The following is a 20359-nucleotide window of genomic DNA, read 5'->3' as shown; positions in this document are numbered from 1 at the left end:
ATTCTATAATATACTTACTAGAATTTTGTAAAATATTATCTCTTTTTATTGTTAATATTTTATCTGAAGTTTTGTTCTTTCGTTTTTCTCTTATTTACTCTTTTATTATCTGCTATGCTGTATATAAATCCAGTATTGACATGCAAAGATTTAATTTTGTTTGAGATAAGTTGAAGTTTTGATTCCGTTTATCCTTTCTGGCGAAAAGTTTTTTTAATCTTATCTCTTTGTATTACTAAAAAAATCTAGGGAGAATATTTAATATCTGAGTAAATATTATACTATCTATTTGTCTGATCACTATACTTTAATTCTAAATTTGTATGCTCTAACTATAGTAGAAAAATTAATATCTCTTCACGACATTATAAAAATCTTGGGGGTGCGCCAACGGCAAATATCAGAGGAAAAGTACTGGGCATCGACCTGGGAACCACCAATTCTTGTATGGCGATAATTGAACTTGGTGAACCCAAGGTCATCACCAATTCCGAAGGGAAGAGGCTTACGCCTTCTGTTGTAGGTTTTTCAAAAAAGAACGAGTTACTTGTAGGGGACCTTGCCAAAAGGCAGATGGTATCCAATCCTGAGAATACCGTTCATTCTATCAAGAGGCATATGGGGAAACCCGATTACAGGGTGACACTGAACAATGAAAAATTCACTCCTCACGGAATTTCCGCAAAGATCCTTCAAAAATTAAAACATGATGCTGAGAAATACCTGGGGGACGCCGTTGAAAAAGCGGTAATAACTGTCCCCGCTTATTTTAACGATTCTCAACGCTTTGCAACAAAAAAGGCAGGCGAACTTGCAGGGCTCGAAGTGCTTAGAGTTATAAATGAACCTACTGCAGCTGCGCTCGCTTATGGTCTGAGGGACGGGATTAATAACCGGAAAATTATGGTTTATGACTTTGGGGGCGGGACTTTTGATGTCTCCATTCTTAAAATTAAAGACGGGATTTTTGAAGTCCTTGCCACAAGCGGGGATACAGAGCTCGGCGGCGACGATTTCGATACGCGGATTGTTGAACACTTACTTGCCAGGTTCCAGGAAGCCGAGGGGAAAAACCTCTCAGATATACCTCAGGCGATGCAGCGCATTAGAGAGGCTGCGGAACGCTGTAAGATCGACCTATCAACTCTCGAAACCGCAAATGTTAACCTGCCGTATATTTTCGAAAATAAAAACCTGGACATAGATATAACAAGAGAGCAGTTCAATAAAATGACTGAAGACCTTGTTAAGAAAACCATTTCAATTATAGAAAAAACCCTGCAGGATGCAAGGCTTTCACCCTCGGAAATTGATGAAGTTATTTTTGTTGGAGGGTCCACCAGGATACCTGCTGTGGTGAAAGCTGTGGAAGGGTTCATGGGAAAAAAGGCTCTTCAGAACATCAACCCTGATGAAGTGGTAGCAATGGGGGCTTCCGTCCAGGCTGGAATTCTTGGAAATGATTACCTCAAATCTCCAAGGGAAGAAGTTGATTCGGGCAACCTTGTGCTTCTTGATGTTACCTCTCTTACCCTCGGGTTTGAAACCGTGGGAGATCTGATGGCTCCGATAATTCCAAAGAATACGACAATTCCCACAAGAAATAGTAAAACCTTTACCACACATTATGATAACCAGAGGGTTGTCAGGGGTAAAATCCTTCAGGGAGAAGAAAGGGCTGCATCGAAAAACGTTACTTTAGGAACGCTTGTCCTCGATAATATCCCGCCTTCTCCAAAGGGAATTCCAAGGATAGAGGTTACTTTTGACATTGATGCTAACGGAATAATAAATGCTACAGCCAAAGATCTTGGGACGGGAATTATGAGGAGTGTCACTATAGAAAGGCCCCAGGGTCTCAATGACTGATAATGTGATACACCAGTATCCAGAAGCGCTGAATTTCAACAAATTCACGTCTCAAATAAAGGTTCAATAGATCAACGATCAATATATCAACAGACCATTGGATCAAAGGGTCAATATTGGATCAACGGGTCAATAATAGAATGGTTCAGGGGAGGAAAGCAGTGGACTATTATCAATTATTCGATATTCCCAGAAGCGCATGTCTTGAGGAAATCGAAGATAAGTATCATTATTTTGCAAAAAAATATCATCCGGATAGAGCCAGGTCTCCTGATGCCCATGAAAAATTCATAAAAATCAAAGAGGCTTACGAAACCCTCAAAGACCCTCAAAAAAGAAAAGCATATGATATGTCCCTGCCTCCGGAAGAGAAGGTGACTGAACTCTCCTCTGCCCCTGAAAGCCAAAGCAATAGCCAGGGGACTGACCAGAACCCGCAGGTTCCAGAAATTCCCGATCTCCCCTCAGGTTCTAAATCTCCTTTCAGAACAACCACTATTTCCTATGTATCCTTCAAATCCGGAAGCGACCCGCTGAGTGCCGGTCAATCAACCTCATCTTCCGAATCTGATACCGTTGACTGGTCCAAATATGTTTATTCCGGAAAGAGCCAGGACACGGAAAATGAAGGCTCCTCAGGCAAGTCAGGCAGCAATGCCGATTGGTCAAGTGTTAAGGTCAGGTATGAAGGGCTTGTGGAAGAGGTTGATGGTACCAGACGCAAAAAACACTCTTCAATGAGTTCTTTTTTATTGAAGACCTTTGTCTTCGCACTCGTTATGATCTGTCTTCTGGCAACCGTTGCAGTTGTTTCTCCGGGACAACTGGAGGCTATCGGGCTGGAAAGCGTGGTGAACTTCTTCGATAAATTATTCTAAAAAGCCAAGAGATGTAATTCACCCTGCGCTACTACATTACTGTTCAGCATCTTTACTCTGTTGTTTCGGGGATCTTTGAAAGCCCTTCTTCAATTTCCTTTATTTTTTCAAAAGCAATTCCCAGGGGAACTTCAAAATCTTTATATCCAGTGTGTTTTCTTGACCCTTTACACCCGAAAGATAAACTTATGCCCTGTTCAAGAGCAAATACGGTACAGTCTCCACAGATTGAGGCTGCACCCATTGTATCCATTACTGTCCTTTTCCCTCCGGAATAGGCATTTGCCTGGACAACTCTCATGGCTCTCTCAGGTTTAAGAAAGAGAATAAGCACATCAAAAATACCTCTATTAACTGATAAGGGTTCTATCACAATGGAATGAAATTTTCTCTTTAATCTCGGAAGGGATAGAGCTGCTTTTTCTGCATCCTGTTTATTACTGTACCTGCCGGACCTGAGATAATATTCAGCAGGGCTCTTTTCGGAAAGCCCAAGGACATAATCTCCGGGAGAACAGCTCTGTCCTGAAATTCTGAACTTTTCTCCCATGCGGGTTTTTTGCACAAGTTCACAAAAAAGGAAGCCGGATTTCCCGGGGAGTTCATTCCTTTCTTCTCCGGATGTTTTTTCTTCAGGAACTGATTTCTGGAAGGGCATTGTTCCATGAAGCCTTTTTTTCACATCCCCTTCCTCTGTTTCAAAGGTTATGCACACAGGCTCTCCAGTTTCCATCAGTCTCCTGATTTCTGAATATCCTGGTGACGGGACACCTTCATTTTGCATACAGCCCTTCCGTTCTGCATTATTATTTCTGTTTGCCGGCTTATTTTACTCGAATTCCGCTTTTACCGAGGTGAAGACCGGGCCTCTGATATCTATCTTTTTATTTTTGCCTGTGATATATCTCTGGGCAGTAGTTCCCATCTTCAGGTTGACTTCCGAGGGGACCTTGACAATCCGAATCCTGACAATATGCTCATCTGCTCCGGACATTGCAGCCTCTTCGATTTCTCTGGCAGCCTGGGCTGCAAAAGCCTCTATAAAGCGTATGCCTGCCCTTGCAGAGTGGTTTTCAAAAGCTTTCTGCCATTTCTTGTTGTTTGGAATTCCCAGAATGTCTCCCTGATAGGCAACTACTTCATTGAACGCGGCAGGCCCGCAGAGCTTTGTATTTTCTTCAGGCTCGATTACGGAAACCTTAACCTTTCTTCCGCAAACCTCGCCTTCCCAGGCAGGGAACTCACAGGGGCTTGGCTCTTCTCCGTGCAGTTCACACTGGGCAACCACTGCAGATGCAATTTCCTGCCCTTCAGGGGTTTCAGGCATTCTATCTACAAAAACTTGCTTTGCAAGTCCGCTGTCAGGCATTTCCCACTCACTGTACAGCGGGATCTGAGGGTAGGTCAAAGAGCGGACATCGGGCGCATCGTGCAGGATCATGGCAAGCCTTTCCACTCCGAGCCCGAGGTTCATTACGGGATACGGAATATCGTATTCAGCAAGGGCTGTAGGAGAATATATGCCGAAAGTTGCGACTTCGATCCAGCCATCAGAGTATTTTGAGTTAGAACCTACCAGTTTCGGATGGAAAGCGAAGACCTCGGTCTGGGTGTCAGGGACATAATATTTGCTGCGCTTCTCGTCCGGCCTGAAAAGGAACTTTTCGAAACCGAACTGTGAGAGAAGCCCTTCTGACACTGCTTTACCATGGTCTACAGTCACATCTTCATCCATTATCACACAGGAAGCGGAATAATAGGTCATAAGCCTTGAAGCGTCTTCCTGCTGTTCGCGCCTGAAACAGCGGTCTATTGAGAAGAAGTGGAAAGGAGGCTCTTCCCTCTCAAGCAGGGCTCCCAGGGAAATGAACCAGCCGCTTGTCATATGACTGCGCAGGGTTTTTGTGCTTGCCTGGGGGATAAGTTCTTTAAACTCAGGGAAAACCCTGTCAATCATGTCAGCTACAAGGGCATCCGAAACTTCGAGGGCTGCAGAGATTTCGGGAACCAGGTCGTCTCCTTCAATCTTTCCTTTCTTATAAGCGTGAAGTTCTTTCCTGATTTTGTCTATGCCTTCTTCTCCTATATCACCCAGGATTTCGGTTATCTGTGCGATGCGTTCGTCAGAAATCCCCACATTGGGGCGGGGCAGACCTGCAAGATAAAAACAGCGGTCAAGTACTGCGAGTGCCTCGCTTCCGAACTGCTTGTGGACCTCTTTTTCATCAACTATAAGAGGGTTCATCATCTCTTCAAAACCCATACGCATATAGGCTTCTCTCAGTTTCTGGATTGTATCGTAAACAGGGTGAGCCTTCCCGTATCTCAGGGTTGTCCTCGGGTAGCGCTCGTTAAGTGTAGGCATTTTGACCATTTTTTTGCCTTCGTTCCAGGCATGGTCAAAATTTTCCTTTGCATCTTTTTTTATTTTTTCTGGATCAAATTTCATATATATCCTCTTGTAACTGATTACTGGAATTCGGATCTATCAGACCCTTAGGGTTTTATCATTTATATGTATATGTTGAGCTGTTTGAATGCCGGTACGGTAAGCCGGATAAGGGGTTTCAGGTAACGGGGTGTCGAATTGTAATGTAACTTCACTAAACAATAAAATTATATGTAACTCCAGAAATAACAAATGGCTCTGGAGTTATTGTGAAGATTATCCTGCTCTTCCTCTCAGCCTGATTCTACTTATAGCCTGCAGTTCTGTAAGGCACTGAAGGAGAGAATTATTTTTAAACCTTATTTTTATTTGATTATTTTAACTCAGGTTTTGCATCCAGGTTATCTCTTCTTTTTCATCTTTTTACAGCCTGGTCTCTAGGCTTTTCATAGCAACTTCAAGTTTTTTCTGTTGAATTGAGTTTACGACATCGCCGCGTGTTTTTTCTATCAGGGAGCGGGACACATCAGTCTTTCGTCTGAGCCCCCCTGTGATTGCATCGGGATAGTCAAATTCCATAAGGGTTGCATGGATATTTTCCATGATACCTAAAAACACTTCGGCTTTTTCAAAGGCTTCCGCCCTTATAAGGTCAAGAATATGCCTTCTGAGCTCTCCCACCACATCCCCAAGCCCATTAAGGTATGCAGCATATTCAACCCCCAGTTCATCAGGAGAAGGAAAGTCCTGTGTTTTTCCTTCGTCTTTAAGCAGGCTGTAGAGGACTGCAACTTCCGAATACTCCTGCTGTGCATGTTCTACAAATCCTGCGTGGTAAATGTCAGCATGCCCTTCAAACCGGGCTACAAGCTTTTTTAAAGAGTTTCCGGCTGCTTCTATACTTTTACCCGCTTTCTCAAAGTCTTTCCCATGCAGGGCAAAACTTGCTGTCCTGCACTCTCTTACAATTTCCCTTGAAATTTTCAGTCCATCTTCCCTGATCCTGTCTTTAACCTCAAGATTTTCCCTTATATGGCTAGAAATTTCTTCCAGCATTGATTTCTTCCCCCAGATTCAATTTTTTATTTTTTTCAGGTTTTTATAGTTTTATTTCAAAAATTTCAGAATGTGTTTTGACCTTAATTCATGTCTTTACGCTGGTTCAGCATTGCAATGTGCTATTTTTATTTCCCTCTCTTTATCGCCTCGCCAATATTCTCAATTTTTTGATATTGTAAAATCCCATTTTGAGATCTTTTATTTCTCTAATTCTCTTTTTATGTTCTTTTTTATGTATCAACTTATCTATATTAATTATTCTGTCGGCAGCAAAATTTAATTTGAATTTAAAGTCCGATTCAGTAAAACGGATAAAAATAGAGAATAAAATAGAGACTAAAGATAGAAGATAAAATACAGGAAAAGGGAAGAATATCTAAAAAAATAAAAAAAGAGAAAAAAGATAGAAAAAAGATAGAAAAGAGGTTTATTTCTGGCTTTTATCTTATCGGTATCCTTTACCTCTGGTTTAATTCCAAAATCAGATGGACGTGACTATCAAACTTGCCAGGTCACTTCCTTTATATTTCTTTTTTTAGAATAAGGTTAAGTTCAGGATTTTTTTACAGAATCGTCTCAAGAAACGAATCTGAGCTTTTTCTTTCCGGAGAGGATTTTCTTTTAAAATGCTCTCTGGAGAATTTTTTACGGAATAGAAAAATTCTTCTGTTTTTCTCTGGCTTTACTCATCTACCGGAATGGTTTCGAGCTGGCTTGAAAGGTTCCAGATCAAAGTCCTCGTGTGCAGAGGAAGGTTCGGGTCATTGCTTATATCTTCTAGAATGGAAATGCTCGATGCTGCTCTAAGGAAGAGAGGTTCGGATTCGTTGTTCAGGATATCCATAATTTCATTCACAGAACGCCTGATATTTCGTGGAACTGAAGAGTCGCTGGTTATACTTTCTAGGACTTGAAGACATTGTCTGATAACTTCTGATGAATCATTTGATGACATTTGAATCACCTTCGCAGTCAGTTATGATATAAAAATTAGAGCTAATAAATTAGTGTAAGACAGGCTTGTTATATAAAATATTATCGGTGACCCACGAGCCTGATAGCTTCAGTGTCTCAGCCTTACGATTTTATGTACAGGTCTTTTCTTCTTTATGTTTTATAAAGGTAACTTCATATAGAGGGAGTTACAGGAAAAACCTTACAAAATGATCTGAAAACTATGTAAAAAGGAAGGTAAGGCGTATGGATTCTGATAAAGACATGAAAGTAAAAAGAATAGCCCGTTTTCTGGAACTTGGCGGCACGATGCTCGCTGAACATTGCAAAATATGCGGAGCCCCCAAGTTTCGTTATCAGGGAACAGTAATCTGCCCTATATGTGATGTTCGGGAAGAAGGGGGAGAAACTGCGGCTCCCGAACCTGCGGCAGAAGTCCAGGCTCCAGAAGCCAGACCTTCCAGTGAAAGGGAAAGGCCCTCTTTTGAGCCCAGAAAGAAAGTGCAGGTACGCAGACAGAAAACCCGGTTCGGACAAAGGGCATCGGAAATTGAAGAGGAAGAAGAGAAAACTCTCCCGTCTGAGGAAGAAGAATTCACTGAGACCCTTTATGAAACCGAAGAAACGGAAAGTATAGTCCCTGAAATTCAGGCTAAACCTGAAGTCCGGGCAAGAAGTACTGAATCGTCCGGCATTTCTGCAACTGATGGAGACTGTAAGGCACTGGAAAACCTTCTCTTTAAAAAGATGGTAAACATTGCAGCTTCCCTGCAAAATGAAAAGAACCCGCGCAGCATTGCCGAACATCTGGAACTGATAGATAAAAGCATCGGGCTGGTAGAGAGGCTAAGAAAGATATAAAAGACCTGTTAAATGCCTATAAAGACTTGGCCGCAAAAGCCCTGTCACTGAAAATAAAATTGCTGCTGGAAAAGAGAAAAGAAACCTGCAGCTTATCCTTTATATGGGCTTTCAAGAACTTCCCGGATTCTGGCCGCCGTTTTTGGGCCTATTTGCTTTACTTTCTTCAGCTCCTCGATATCAGCCCTCATAACAGCCTCTACCGAGCCGAAATACGAGAGAAGGTTTCTGGCTGCTTTAGGCCCGATGTTCGAGATTGAAGAGATGAGGTATTCCTGCTGTTCTGCAAGAGTGCTGGCAGACTTTTTCCCGTGAGGGTTGATTTCACGTTTATTTTCTGTCTGCTCCCTCTTTGCAAGTATTTTCAAAATAGATGCGGTTTCCTCTTCGTCGCGGGAATAGAGGATGGATACCCCAAAATCTATTGCAATGGATGCAAGGGAACCATAAATAGCATTCGGGTTAATCTGCCTTGAAGTGAAAAGGTCTTCCCCTTCAATTATCAGAACAGGTTTTTCATAAACTCTTGCCAGGTCAGAGAGCTGGGCAAAAAGGTTGCGTTTTCCGTCAATCAGGGAACATGCAAAGTCATCTGTACGTTTCCTTTCCACTGCAAGGCGGTCGCTCACGATATAGTCTCCGATTTCAAGAGCCATAAATCTGAGTTCCATGCCGAGTCTGTCCAGAGTTTTCGCAACCCCGCTTTTTGTTTCTCTGTGGTCGATTATAATTTTAAGGAGGCTGTCTGAGCTTTCTCCTGATGCGGTTCCGAAATCAACAAGGGTTTTTTGCTTTTCTTTTATGTTTGCATAATCTTTCTCGTTTTCTTCTTTCTTTCCAATCTCATCTGAATTTTTTTGCAGTTTTATGTCCTTCGTGTGTGAAATTATCTCGCTATCTTTTCCGTTTTTTCCCTCAGTTTTTCCGGGATCCCCAAAATCAGTTATAGGGAAGTCTTCAGTATTTTCCAGGCTCCCACTTTCGATTTTATCCATACTTTCGCTTTCAATTCCTTGAAATTCTGGGTAAGAGTCCAGTTTTATGTTTTGTTTTGATTCCGGTTTTGAGTCTGAAATAAAAGACACACTGTCAAAATCGGAAAGCTCAGAGCTTTTTTTGACATTTTTCGGGCCCAGGACAGCTTCAAGTCCGTGCATACTGTTCAGCATTCTTTTTTCCTTGTTTTTGCTGCTCCAGTAATAAGCCTCGTCTCTTGTGCCTTTTGTCACGAGAACGGTCACTCTGCCTTTGTGCTGCCTGCCTGTCCTGCCTTTGCGCTGGATGCTCCTTATCTCAGAAGGGACAGGCTCGTAAAACAGAACAAGGTCTGTGGCGGGAATGTCAAGACCTTCTTCAGCAACCGACGTGGCTACCAGGGCATTATATTCCCCGGCCCTGAACCTTTCAAGGATTTCAACCTGCTGTTTTTGCGTGAGCCCTTTATCCTTATGGCGAGAGCCCTGCCCCACAAAACGGACAGGATTAACTCCGGAAACTCTGGAAAGAGCGTTAACCACCATTTCAGCGCTGTCTCTGTAGTTTGTAAAAACAATTACTCGCGAGTCCGGGTTACCTTCTAGTTGCTCGCATACGATTCTCCGCGCAAGCTCCAGTTTTGGATGTTCAACCTCGCATTCTTTTGCCCGGTAAAGGGTCTTCCGCATATAGAGATCGTCCATTAACCTTTTTGCAGCCTTGCTCGCTTTGCTCGAAGAAGCTTCAGCGTCGAGTTTTTCCAGATATTTTCTGAGGGCTTCTATCCCCTGGGTTTCCACCATTTCCACTGCATGGTTCACCTTCATCATCTCTGCGACCACGGACATGGCAGAAAAGACTGCAGGGTCTCCTCCTACCCTGATTTCTCCCTGAAGCTTTTTCTGGAGGAGCAGCAGGTCTTTTTTGGAGACATATTTCCCGCTGCCTGCAGAAAAGCCCAGGTTCCTGATAATTGCAAGCCTGTCGTCGAAAATTTTCTCAAGATAGCTCCGGATTTCTGCCATCTCTGCGGGAAGATTAACCTGAAGCCATTCGATTTCTTTTTCCTGCACATATGGGCGGACATCCCTATCTTTTTCCGTTTTCACGGCTACATTCTGGACATGCAGGGCTTCACAGACCTCTGATATCTTCTCATCCGAACTTCCCGGGCTTGCTGTAATTCCGAGCACATGCGGATTTTTCGCACTCTCAAAATACTTCTCCGCAATAAAGGTATAGGCATAGTTTCCGACTGCCCTGTGGGCTTCGTCAAAAGTGATATGGCTAACGTTCTCAAGGCTGATCCGCCTTGTAAGGATGTCGTTTTCAATTACCTGCGGGGTTGATACTATCAGTTTTCCCTGTTCCCATAGCCTTTCTCTCTCTGCGGGGGGAATGCTGCCAGTAAAAGCCAGAACCTCTTCTTCGGGAAGAGCCATCACCTTTTTGAAAAAAGCTGCGTGCTGCTCAACAAGGGGTTTCGTAGGAGAGAGAATAAGGGCTTTTCCTCCGAAACGCTGGAGTCTGGAGGCAATTACAAAAAGAGCTATTATGGTTTTTCCAAGTCCCGTAGGAAGTACAACAAGGCTTGAACCCTTAAGGGCTTCTCCTGCAAGGTTGAGCTGGTAAAGCCTCTGCTCCACTGTGTCGGGCTTTATCAATGGATGCTTCATGCATTCCGGTTTCTCAGGAAAAAGACTTTCTTTCATTTTGATTCAGGATCGCTTATTTTTTCAGGTTTATTTATTTCAGGGCTTTATTTCAATTATAAAAAAGTAATAAAAAATTAAATATTTTGCTGTAGGCTTCTCAGCCCGCAGCTCAGGAATTTACAGGTTATAATTATTCCCTTAATTCATTCTTCAATTAATTCTAATTTAGAAATTAAAGGGTTTACCTGCAGATTCGAAATTTCTGCCCCTGTAGATCAGTTCGTAGAGCACGTTTTCGATTCCACTGATTGGAGCCCTTATCTGGCGCATGGAGTCTCTGTCCCTGATTGTGACGGTCCCGTCCTGAAGGGTATCATAATCAACAGTAACCGAGTATGGAGTCCCGATTTCATCATTTCTCCTGTAGCGGCGCCCGATGGTCCCGGAGTCGTCGTAATTGACGAGCAGGTTCTTTTCCCTGAGTTTTGCAACGATCTCTTTTGCAGGGTCTGCAAGCTCTTTCCTGGTAAGAAGCGGGAGGACCGCTACCTGAACAGGGGCTACTGAACTTGAGAAGTGCATCACAAGGCGGGTTTCTTCTTCACCTTCTCCCTCAGTTTCATCCTTTGTTGCTTCCGGTCCTTTTTCTGCCTTTTCTGCTTTCTCTGCACCTTCTGTTTTCTCTGCACCTTCTGCTTCTTCTGCACCTTTGAGACCGGATTCTGCTGCTTTCTTAGCAACATTTTCTTCGTCAAAGGCGTGTTCCATGGTACCGTAGAAGATCCTGTCTATACCATAAGAAGGCTCAATGACGTGAGGAATGACGTTTTCTCCGCTGACCTTTACGGTCTCTTCGGCAAAATCCACTACATCCGAACTTACAGACAGTTCTTCTCCGTCTACTGTAACTGTGATCTGGTCCTTTGAGAGCTCTTCTTCCGAAAGCTGTTTTAAGGCGTCTGCAACGGCTTTTGCTTTGCCCTTGAAGAGGGGGCCGAGTTTGCCCATATTCGGTTTCACAACAAAACGGGTCACCATTTTGGGCTCGTCATACTCTACGTAAACGTAAAGATCTGTCTTGCTGACCCTTGCGTGGGCTTTAAGGTCATAATCAGTCCTGTCTGCAATGCCCACAATTTCAACCCAGCCGAAGCGGTCTGTTTCGATTTCGGCATCCCAGCAGTCGATTGCGTAGTGTGCCATCTCGTCTTTCAGGTGCTGCCTGAACCTGAGCTTTGCAGGTTCGATCCCTACTTTTGTCAGAAACTCGTTTGTAAGAGCGATGTTGTAACCTAGGACTTCGTGGGCGATAACGCCGGTTTCTACAGCTTCGCGAACTGTCATCCTGATCGGTTCACCTGTTTGCTGGGCTGCCTGTGAGTAAAGAACAAGTTCTTTTTCCGCGAAGCGCTCGAAATTGGAGTGCTTCTTGTTCCTCGGGTCAACAAAGAGTTCACATTCAGCCTGAGTGAATTCCCTGAGCCTTATAACACCCTGCCTTGGTGCAATTTCGTTCCTGTAAGATTTGCCTATCTGCACAGCCCCAAAAGGCAGCTTGTCTCTATAGAATCGGGAAAGCCTCTGGAAGTCAACAAACATCCCCTGCGCTGTTTCCGGCCTGAGGTAACCCTGCCTTCCGGTTCCGGGCCCGATTGTGGTCTTGAACATCAGGTTAAATTCATAAGCGTCGTTGAGCTCTCCGCCACACTCGGGACAGGTGATCCCCTTTTCCTTTATGACTTCTGTGAGCTGTTCTGCGCTCAGGGTCCCTGCCGCATCCATGACGTTTTCCACCAGGTGGTCTGCCCGGAAAGCCTCTCCACATTTCTTGCATTCGCACAGGGGGTCAGAAAAGCCTCCAACGTGCCCTGATGCGACAAAAACATCCTCGATACCTATGGTCGGGCACTCGATTTCCATATGCCCTTCCTGAATTACGTAAAACTCTCTCCAGATCTGCTCTATGCGCCTTTTCAGCGTGCTCCCTAAAGGCCCGTAATCATAAAACCCGCGGCTTCCGCCATACAGCTCAAATGAATTCCATAAAAAGCCGCGGCGTTTTGCCAGCTCGAATACTTTTTCGTATTTGTCCATTTTATAAGTCCTCTTAATATTGATTGGGGGATACAGGGTAATCGTGAATTTTTGATTTGTTAGAAATAATAGATGGATAAAGGGAATCATTATATTAAATTTGCACTGCTCTGAGACGAGGGGTTGAGGAGATAGAAAACGATATTTGATGGTAAAGGTTTAGCTTCATCGATCAAGTTTTCCATAGTGACATTCTTCAGACTTAATCACAGCGTAGAAATCTTCTTAAAACTCCTTAAAGCCTGACTCAAAGTCAATAATGGACTTTATTAAAAGAAAAAATAGATGATCTTAATATACCCTACACTGTTGATATTGTAGATCTTTCCAGAGGTTTGACAGGTTTTAGAGATAAGGCTCTTAGAGATGTGTCATACGGAAAAACTAAAGATTAGGATGGAATCCGCAAAAAAGGCTTTCGTTAGCTCTTTTTTTCCATTTTGCTTTCCATAATAGTGCAATTCCTAAAATAGTAAGAATGAGCATTTGCCAGTTTTGTGAAAGCGGACCTAAACCAATCGTCCCTTCAATGGAATCACGAACCTCATCAAACGCGGCATGGTAAACGGTCGATACGGCTAAACTTTGCGTGCTTGACCAGATGTAAGCAAATACAACTGCGTGCATAATCGTCGGTACTAAACTGACAAGCATAACAAGCGGCACTGAAACAAGAGGATTGCCGGCTATCTGCGTTCCCATCACAACCACAACTGGCAGGTGCCAGACCCAGGTGACAAAGCCGTGCAGAAGCAGTGCTTTGCGGGCCGTATATCGGGCGAATAAGCGGGGCAGCAAATATCCACGCCAACCTAACTCTTCACTAAAAGCTGGAATGAGTGTGATTGTGAAGCTAAGTAAAAACTCAATTAGAATTGTCCTGGCGCTTATATCCTGAGGGGCTTCATAAATTCCCAATAGCTGTTCAACAACTCTCGGGAAAGCCCACAAAAACAATGCAAGTCCAAAAGCGTATGCATAATGCCTGGGTTTGCCCCATTGCCAGCCAGCGTTTTCAAACCCGTCCCTGAACACAAACTTGCCGGCAATATAAGTGCCGACAGCGACCATAATCATTGATAATAAAAGAAGCGGCTTAAAAGCTTCCCCTAAAAATGGGTAGGCGATCTGAAAAGGCCATGAAAGCACAATGATGATTAGCAAATAAACTTTCAGTGAAAATGAACGATCAGGGTCTTCGTTTTTCATGAAAATAATAATTTAAATTGTGATATATACTTTTTTAAAACTTATCTCTGCGCCAGTTGATATCATCTTTCAGGGTATTCATTTTTAGATATTTGCGTTTCGATCATTCTTTTAATTTCTTTGGGTTTTATCCCCTGTTTACTTTTCGAGACAAATCTGAAGGATATTATTATGAAGAAAGTTATGTATGCCTGAGAGATTTGCGCTCAGGTCTCATTTCACATAATAAATTCGGGTCGGAATAAACGTTTGTTAATTGTTTTTTTTTCAATCCAGGACTTCTAAGGTCTTTTCTGTTTTCTTTGCTTCTTTTGCTATCAATACCCATCCTCTTTTTCCAATTTCATGATTAAAAAGTTCAGTGAAGAGCCTGTAAATTATTAAGGTCTTCATATAAAATTCTCTTATACAAGCTCAACAAGTTTTAATATGACGAGCTTCTAAAGCTAGAGTCGGTGGGGTAAAGTATGGCATTTTCGACATGGAGATGCCTCTTCAAGACTACGTCGGATAGTGTATGCTATGCAGGAAGTCTTCAAACAGAAGACTTCTTTTGAGACAATGTTGGATAAAAGAATATCTCGTACAGGGCATTTTCAAACAGGAAATGCTTTGAGGTAACGTCTAATAGAATACATTATCAGTGGGGTTAAGATAAAATGTTAGGAAAAAATTTACAGGAAATCGTAAAAACCGTAATAGAACAGAGAAGTGTACAACCGGAAACGATTATGGAGATAGGGGAATGGCTTCATAGTCTGGAGTTTCTGACGATGAAGGTGATAATGTTCTCTTTAAGTGTTTATCACCTGTATGAATATACAGTTAAAAACGTGTTCTAAAAATGTTTTTTAAAATCAAAAGTACACTTTAATACTTAACTTCTTTAAAGTTTAACTTTAAAATACGGCTAATGTGACTTTGAAGTTCCGTCTCTTTCCGTATTTGAACCAAAAATGCCTCCTGTTAAAACAGAAAAGTTCAGGGATAAACCAGGGGAATCCCGATAAAAAAGAACACTGGTCAGCGGGCAGCTAAAGCAGGGCGCCTGCTGATCGGATATTGCAGGGCGGCCAAGCCACCCTCTTTAATGCCCCACCTGCTTAAAAAATCTCATGTTAAAAATGAGAACCGGTGTCGAAACAACCGGTAATAACATCGGAATAGAAGACATTTTCAAATCAAAAAAACCAGGGCTCAATATATTTAAAACAAACAGCCCTGTATTTTATCTTTGCTTCGGCATTTTTGCCGTTAAATTTTTTGTTTTCGCTTTATGTGTTATTTGGTACTGCTTTTTATTTGATAATTTCTTTGACGCTTTCATTTTTTCTATCTTCAAATTGGGACAATTGTTCTGCCATATGCGTCATTAAGCACTTCCCCAAGGCCAGTGTACAGGGCTGCAAGACCCATAATAAGCCCTACATAACCGGCTATGACAAGCAGGCCTGTGTTTCCTGTACCGTTTATGATAGCCAGCAGCATGAACAGCAGGAAAAGGGTCACAAATATAAATATTATAGCTTTACTACCCAGCTTCAAAGTTGCTATCAGCATAACGAATGTATATACTCCCCAGAGGAAGAGATACGCTGCAAGTGCCAGTGGTTCAGGGCCCTCAATCCAGCCAAGTGCAGGCATAAGTAGAAGTCCTGCAAAGGAAAACCAGAAAAGCCCGAATGCACAGAATGCCGTGCCACCAAAAACACTCCCTTTTTTCCATGCCATAATACCTGCGAAGACCTGCGCAAAGCCTCCCAGGAATATTGCCATGGATACGATCATCGAATCCACAGGGTAAAGCCCTATATAACTCAGGCTTAAGAGAACTGCAGCAAGACCCAGACCAGTAAATCCTAATGGTGTGGGGTTTGCAGTCTTGTCTTTTATATTTACATGTGTTACTACTTCCTGTGCTTCTGCCATCAATACCACTCCCTAAATTTCTTCTGATTTTAACAGTTTATTGAAATCCTTTCCTCTTTCTCTCTATTTCTTTGCCTTTGATGGAAACGGGCTTGCTCTTAGTCTATAATTTGGAAAATGAAATCTAACTGGTCAGTTTCCACATAGCCTCCTGTTTCGAGATTTCAGGATTTATTCTCACCCTCGACAGACATTTTTCTATAATATATATTGGCCATAATATATTATTTTTATTTCTATAATTCTCCCTGAATGTAAATCTAATCTGGAAATCATCTGTCTGTACCATAGAAATAAAATCATCACAGCGTTTCCATAAATTTTAAATTATCCTGCAACTTATGGGAAAGCTGATGGTCCCAAAAATTCTTGTTACAAATGATGATGGTGTTTATTCGACAGGCCTGAAAGCCGCTTTTGACAGCGTTTCTGACCTCGGGGAAGTTACAATTTCGGCTCCTGCCGTCCAGCAGAGCGGAGTAGGACGCTCTATTTCTATCTTTGAGCCTCTCAGGATCACAAAAACAGACGTCGGAGGCATACCTGCCTATGCTGTGGGAGGCACTCCTACGGACTCTGTTATTCTCGGCGTTTTTACTATCCTGAAGGCAATGCCTGACCTGGTATTATCGGGTTTCAATATTGGAGAAAATATAAGCACGGATACTATCACCACTTCGGGAACAATTGGAGGAGCCCTTGAAGCTGCAAGCTATGGCGTTCCTGCAATTGCTGCCTCAATGCAGGTTCTTGATGAAGGGCAGAAATTCGATGATCCCAGGGACTATCAGAGGGAACGCTTCGAAGCCGGGATAAAGGTCGTTAACAGGATTGCCCGCAATGTGCTGAAGAGGGGAATGCCGGAAAATGTTGATCTGCTGAATATCAATATTCCCTTCCATGCGGAAGAAGATACTCCTATAGAGATTACCCGCCTTGCGAGGAAGATCTTTAAAACCGATGTCGAAGAGAGGCGTGACCCAAGGGGAAGGCCCTATTACTGGATTGCAGGAGACCTTATACGGGAAGAAGAGGAAGGGACTGATGTGCACGCCATCATGCAGAAAGGGCATGTCTCAATAACCCCCATCTCCCTGGACTCGACGGCAAGGATTGATTTTTCTGAAATCGAAAGATATCTCTGACAGCAGTTAACTGCTCCATAATTCAGACAGGATATGGTAGAATATACCTGTGGAACTGCCCCATAATTCAGATAAAACATATATGTGGAGCTCGATAATTCAGGCAAAATATACATGTCAGATAAAAAAGAGAACAGAATTGTACTGAACAAGTAATGTTTTTCTTTTTACTTCAAAAATACTTTTAAATAACTTTTCTTTTTTCTTATTTTGCTTCATCCTGCTCTATGTGTATTGAAATTTCCTTCCAATTGCCGTCGATTGTGTGAAGAGTCTCTACCATTGCTTTTATAACGTTGCCCACTATTGTCTGGACAAATTCATTCATCGGAATTTTTCTGCCGTCTACCAGAAGTTCGATTTTCATTTTATCTCTCCTTGAATATTTTTTCTCTTTTCTTCTTTCTTTAATTCTTTTTTTCTTTGATCCTTTTATTTATTCTTTCTTTTTCGTAACTATTCAGGCAGCCTTTTAAAGGCTACAATTTTTCCTCTTTTCGAGGAAAAATTGGATATAAATTGAATCCTATTTTGTTTCGTTATCATGCTTACACGTGAAGAGATTCTTGCTTTGTGTGCTTCAAACCCTGAAGTCATTGCTTACATTGTGAGTCTTGAAACTCAAATTAAAGAACTTACTGAAAGGTTGATAGCCTTAGAATCTCGTTTAAACCAAAACAGTCGTAACAGCAGTCGCCCTCCTTCTACTGATTTTTTTGTCAAGGAGAAACCTAATCCCAAGAGTCTCCGTAAAAAGAGCGGAAAGAAACCTGGAGGTCAAGATGGTCATCCTGGAACAACTCTTGAAATGGTTGATGATCCTGAGTAGGTAATAGAACATTCTTTGAGTTGCTGCAAAGAATGTGGCCATACTCTTGAGAATGTTGAAGTTGAAGCCTATGAGAAAAGACAGGTCTTTGATATTCCTCCTGTAAACCTGATTGTTACAGAACACAAAAGCCAGATTAAGACCTGTCCTCACTGTGGAAGAATAAATAAAGCTGTTTTTCCTGAATCAGTAAAATATCCAGTTCAGTATGGTCCAAATATTTTAGCTTCAGCTATTTACTGTAAAAATCACCATTTTATCCCCTATGAAAGAATTTCTGAGTTTTTTGAGGATATTATGGGAATAAAAATCTGTCCTGCTACGATAATTAGAGCAGAAAAAGAATGTTTCCAGAATTTAGAGTGTTTTGAAAACATTATTCGAGAGAAATTAATGACTTCTTATGTTGTCCATTTTGATGAAACTGGTATGAAAATCGAAGGAAAAAGACACTGGCTTCATGTAGCTTCTAATGACAAATACACCTGTTATTTACCTCACTCAAAAAGAGGAGCAGAAGCAATAGACGCTATGGGAATTCTTCCGGAGTTTAAGGGAGTAGCAGTTCACGACGGATGGAAACCTTACAACGTTTATGACTGTGATCATGCTCTCTGTAATGCTCATTTACAGAGAGAACTTACTGGAATTGAAGAGAACTATAAACAGCAGTGGGCTAAAGAAATGAATAAATTACTCACTGAGATGAAAAAGTATACTGATGAATGTAAGGAGCAAGTCAAAGAACTGGACTTTGAGCAAATTAAAGCATTGGAAGAAAGGTTTGATGCTATAATCATGAAAGGGATTGAGGAAAATCCACAATCTCTAAATCCTGAAAAACAAGGAAAACGTGGAAAGAATCCAAAGACAAAAGCAAGGAATCTGTTGGATAGGTTTATAGAACACAAAGAAAAGATCCTGAGATTCCTGAAAGATTTGAAAGTTCCGTTTGAGAATAATCAGGCAGAAAGAGATATCAGGATGATGAAACTACAGCAAAAGATATCAGGAACTTTCAGAACAACACAAGGAGCGCAAGCTTTCTGCAGAATGAGAGCTTACATCTCTACAATTAGAAAGAACGGATTACTTGTTTTGGAGGGTATTATAGCGGCGCTCAAGGGAGCGCCGTTAACTATAACCTGAATAGTTACTCTTTTTCTTTAATTTCTCAATTTTCATGATTGGAGTATAATAAGGCTTTCTCCGGCTTACTGCAAGCCTGAGCAGTTTTTCTATCTCTTCAGGACTATTTGCTCCTCCTATATCAACAAGATTATCGTGCACAAGCAGGCAGGGCCTGAGTTTCCCATCGGCTGTGACTCTAAGCCTGCTGCAGTGGGCGCAGAACTCAGAATTATCCATCGGGCGCACGAATTCCACCTCAACTCCATCGATCATGTATTTTTTTCTGTGGTGCAGGTGCCGGACCCTGACTTCGCTTGCTCTTTCTTCGAGGCTTTTTTCAAGGGTTTTTGAGTCGATAGTGTACTTTGAAAGCTCAGGGTCTATATTCATGAGCTCAATAAGCTGCAGGATGACTTTTCCTTTATAAGGGCGGATGAAATCCATCATTTCATCGATTTCGTTCTCGTTTATGCCCTTCAGGAGTACCATATTCAGTTTTACCGGAGTTAACCCTGCTTCAACTGCGCTGTTGATACCTCTGATGACCTTCTCAAGGGTTCCCGGAGGGGCTCCGGTAATCTTCCTGTATTTTTCGGGGTCAAGAGAGTCCAGGCTTACGTTTATCCTGTCGAGTCCGGCAGCTTTCAGGGTTTTTGCACGTTTTTCAAGCAGGATGCCGTTAGTGGTTGCCGAAACCTCTTTCAGAGGAGGCAGGCAGGCAAGGATATCTTCAAAATCCTTTCTGAAAAGAGGTTCTCCTCCTGAAAATTTTACTTTACGGACTCCAAATTTTGCTGCTTCTCTGATTATGCTGCAAATCAGTTCCGGACTCATTTCATTCCCTACAGGACCGCAGGTACAGCATTCTGCTCCTTCGTTATGGCAGTACATACAGGAAAGGTTACACCTGTCAGTAATCGATATCCTGAGCCCGGTTACTTTGCGCCCGTAAGGGTCAACCAGGACTTCTTCTTCGTTTTCTTCCCGAAACAGGGAATTTTTCCCTGAATTGTTGTCCTTCATATTTCCCTGACGTATTTATATTATAGAGATAATAATATTTTCTGGTAGAGTTATGGTCCGTTTAACCGGAGTAATTAAAAGCTCTGTAACTAAAAGAATATCTGGTAGCGATATGTTCCACTTACTATAATACCTGATTACAGCTAATATAAATCAATAACGCATGTTATTTCGAAATTCGCAGAAAAAATGTTGAATCAAAAAACATTGAAATAAAACATTGAAACTAAAAATTGTGAATTCTGGTTCTATTCTCTCTGTTTTTTAAGTTTGCTTTTCCAGGTTTACTCCTTAATATTTGTCTTTTCGGTAAACGGTTGCTGTTCTCCTTAACAGCCGAATTGATATATATTAATCTG

The 20359-nt window shown here is 42.1% G+C and carries 16 protein-coding genes and 1 pseudogene; 6 read left to right on the top strand and 11 right to left on the bottom strand.

The window, feature by feature from the left end:
* Positions 1-345: 345 nt before the first annotated feature.
* Complete coding sequence (gene dnaK, locus MSMAS_RS17450) at positions 346-1869, top strand: molecular chaperone DnaK (RefSeq protein ID WP_329957003.1); 1524 nt, start codon at positions 346-348, stop codon at positions 1867-1869.
* A gap of 161 nt (positions 1870-2030) precedes the next feature.
* Positions 2031-2747 (top strand): J domain-containing protein, encoded by a 717-nt coding sequence (locus tag MSMAS_RS17445; RefSeq protein WP_230633313.1) that lies wholly within the window; start codon positions 2031-2033, stop codon positions 2745-2747.
* 52 nt (positions 2748-2799) lie between these two features.
* Here the strand turns inward: MSMAS_RS17445 and MSMAS_RS17440 are convergent, their stop codons facing one another.
* The 4 genes from MSMAS_RS17440 to MSMAS_RS17425 all read right to left on the bottom strand — a co-directional run bounded on the left by MSMAS_RS17440 (position 2800) and on the right by MSMAS_RS17425 (position 7150).
* Entirely contained in the window at positions 2800-3531 is a 732-nt protein-coding gene (locus MSMAS_RS17440; protein WP_048046868.1) for a DUF169 domain-containing protein, read from the bottom strand.
* Positions 3532-3576: 45 nt separating this feature from the next.
* Entirely contained in the window at positions 3577-5196 is a 1620-nt protein-coding gene (sepS, locus tag MSMAS_RS17435) for an O-phosphoserine--tRNA ligase (RefSeq protein ID WP_048046866.1), read from the bottom strand.
* Between the two features lie 363 nt (positions 5197-5559).
* A complete protein-coding gene (locus MSMAS_RS17430) occupies positions 5560-6192 on the bottom strand; it encodes a translin family protein (RefSeq protein ID WP_048037453.1) in 633 nt (210 codons plus the stop codon).
* Between the two features lie 685 nt (positions 6193-6877).
* Positions 6878-7150, bottom strand: coding sequence for a UPF0147 family protein (locus MSMAS_RS17425; protein ID WP_048037451.1), 273 nt, complete (start codon positions 7148-7150; stop codon positions 6878-6880).
* A gap of 245 nt (positions 7151-7395) precedes the next feature.
* On the opposite strand from MSMAS_RS17425, the gene MSMAS_RS17420 reads away from it, so the two are divergent.
* Positions 7396-8010: an Sjogren's syndrome/scleroderma autoantigen 1 family protein gene (locus MSMAS_RS17420; RefSeq protein ID WP_048046864.1), complete on the top strand. Its 615-nt coding sequence runs from the start codon at positions 7396-7398 to the stop codon at positions 8008-8010.
* A 92-nt stretch (positions 8011-8102) separates the two neighbouring features.
* On the opposite strand, the gene MSMAS_RS17415 is transcribed toward MSMAS_RS17420, so the two are convergent.
* The 4 genes from MSMAS_RS17415 to MSMAS_RS19840 form a co-directional block, all read right to left on the bottom strand.
* Positions 8103-10697 carry a DEAD/DEAH box helicase gene (locus MSMAS_RS17415; RefSeq protein ID WP_048046862.1) on the bottom strand — a complete coding sequence of 865 codons (2595 nt, stop codon included), beginning with the start codon at positions 10695-10697 and terminating at the stop codon, positions 8103-8105.
* A 168-nt stretch (positions 10698-10865) separates the two neighbouring features.
* A complete protein-coding gene (gene glyS / locus MSMAS_RS17410; RefSeq protein WP_015411788.1) occupies positions 10866-12734 on the bottom strand; it encodes a glycine--tRNA ligase in 1869 nt (622 codons plus the stop codon).
* Between the two features lie 384 nt (positions 12735-13118).
* A complete protein-coding gene (locus MSMAS_RS17405) occupies positions 13119-13943 on the bottom strand; it encodes a CPBP family intramembrane glutamic endopeptidase (RefSeq protein ID WP_011033335.1) in 825 nt (274 codons plus the stop codon).
* Positions 13944-14210: 267 nt separating this feature from the next.
* The gene (locus MSMAS_RS19840; RefSeq protein WP_264357981.1) at positions 14211-14336 is read right to left on the bottom strand and encodes a hypothetical protein; all 126 of its coding nucleotides are present in this window, start codon (positions 14334-14336) and stop codon (positions 14211-14213) included.
* A 266-nt stretch (positions 14337-14602) separates the two neighbouring features.
* Between MSMAS_RS19840 and MSMAS_RS17400 the strand changes: the two genes are divergently transcribed.
* Complete coding sequence (locus MSMAS_RS17400; RefSeq protein ID WP_015411791.1) at positions 14603-14785, top strand: hypothetical protein; 183 nt, start codon at positions 14603-14605, stop codon at positions 14783-14785.
* Positions 14786-15281: 496 nt separating this feature from the next.
* Here the strand turns inward: MSMAS_RS17400 and MSMAS_RS17395 are convergent, their stop codons facing one another.
* Positions 15282-15872: an acetate uptake transporter gene (locus MSMAS_RS17395; RefSeq protein ID WP_011033336.1), complete on the bottom strand. Its 591-nt coding sequence runs from the start codon at positions 15870-15872 to the stop codon at positions 15282-15284.
* 341 nt (positions 15873-16213) lie between these two features.
* Here MSMAS_RS17395 and surE point away from each other — a divergent pair, with 341 nt between their 5' ends.
* A complete protein-coding gene (surE, locus tag MSMAS_RS17390; RefSeq protein WP_011033337.1) occupies positions 16214-17017 on the top strand; it encodes a 5'/3'-nucleotidase SurE in 804 nt (267 codons plus the stop codon).
* 205 nt (positions 17018-17222) lie between these two features.
* Here the strand turns inward: surE and MSMAS_RS19325 are convergent, their stop codons facing one another.
* Entirely contained in the window at positions 17223-17384 is a 162-nt protein-coding gene (locus MSMAS_RS19325) for a hypothetical protein (RefSeq protein ID WP_011033338.1), read from the bottom strand.
* Positions 17385-17561: 177 nt separating this feature from the next.
* Between MSMAS_RS19325 and MSMAS_RS17380 the strand changes: the two are divergent.
* Positions 17562-18995: pseudogene (locus MSMAS_RS17380) on the top strand (IS66-like element ISMma13 family transposase).
* On the opposite strand, the gene moaA reads toward MSMAS_RS17380, so the two are convergent.
* The gene (gene moaA / locus MSMAS_RS17375) at positions 18981-20000 is read right to left on the bottom strand and encodes a GTP 3',8-cyclase MoaA (RefSeq protein WP_048046860.1); all 1020 of its coding nucleotides are present in this window, start codon (positions 19998-20000) and stop codon (positions 18981-18983) included. The pseudogene MSMAS_RS17380 and the gene moaA sit on opposite strands and share 15 nt — an antisense overlap.
* Positions 20001-20359 lie beyond the last annotated feature (359 nt).

The organism is Methanosarcina mazei S-6, from assembly GCF_000970205.1.
Taxonomy (GTDB): Archaea; Halobacteriota; Methanosarcinia; order Methanosarcinales; family Methanosarcinaceae; genus Methanosarcina; species Methanosarcina mazei.
The sequence above is the reverse complement of the archived record's forward strand: the minus strand, read 5'-3'. Positions and strand labels throughout refer to the sequence as shown.

Bases quoted from the DNA above. Each gene is read 5' to 3' on its own strand.
- MSMAS_RS17440 (WP_048046868.1), bottom strand. From the start codon at position 3,531: ATGCAAAATGAAGGTGTCCCGTCACCAGGATATTCAGAAATCAGGAGA.
- sepS (WP_048046866.1), bottom strand. From the start codon at position 5,196: ATGAAATTTGATCCAGAAAAAATAAAAAAAGATGCAAAGGAAAATTTT.
- MSMAS_RS17430 (WP_048037453.1), bottom strand. From the start codon at position 6,192: ATGCTGGAAGAAATTTCTAGCCATATAAGGGAAAATCTTGAGGTTAAA.
- MSMAS_RS17425 (WP_048037451.1), bottom strand. From the start codon at position 7,150: ATGTCATCAAATGATTCATCAGAAGTTATCAGACAATGTCTTCAAGTC.
- MSMAS_RS17420 (WP_048046864.1), top strand. From the start codon at position 7,396: ATGGATTCTGATAAAGACATGAAAGTAAAAAGAATAGCCCGTTTTCTG.
- MSMAS_RS17415 (WP_048046862.1), bottom strand. From the start codon at position 10,697: ATGAAAGAAAGTCTTTTTCCTGAGAAACCGGAATGCATGAAGCATCCA.
- glyS (WP_015411788.1), bottom strand. From the start codon at position 12,734: ATGGACAAATACGAAAAAGTATTCGAGCTGGCAAAACGCCGCGGCTTT.
- MSMAS_RS17405 (WP_011033335.1), bottom strand. From the start codon at position 13,943: ATGAAAAACGAAGACCCTGATCGTTCATTTTCACTGAAAGTTTATTTG.
- MSMAS_RS19840 (WP_264357981.1), bottom strand. From the start codon at position 14,336: ATGAAGACCTTAATAATTTACAGGCTCTTCACTGAACTTTTTAATCAT.
- MSMAS_RS17400 (WP_015411791.1), top strand. From the start codon at position 14,603: ATGTTAGGAAAAAATTTACAGGAAATCGTAAAAACCGTAATAGAACAG.
- MSMAS_RS17395 (WP_011033336.1), bottom strand. From the start codon at position 15,872: ATGGCAGAAGCACAGGAAGTAGTAACACATGTAAATATAAAAGACAAG.
- surE (WP_011033337.1), top strand. From the start codon at position 16,214: ATGGGAAAGCTGATGGTCCCAAAAATTCTTGTTACAAATGATGATGGT.
- MSMAS_RS19325 (WP_011033338.1), bottom strand. From the start codon at position 17,384: ATGAAAATCGAACTTCTGGTAGACGGCAGAAAAATTCCGATGAATGAA.
- moaA (WP_048046860.1), bottom strand. From the start codon at position 20,000: ATGAAGGACAACAATTCAGGGAAAAATTCCCTGTTTCGGGAAGAAAAC.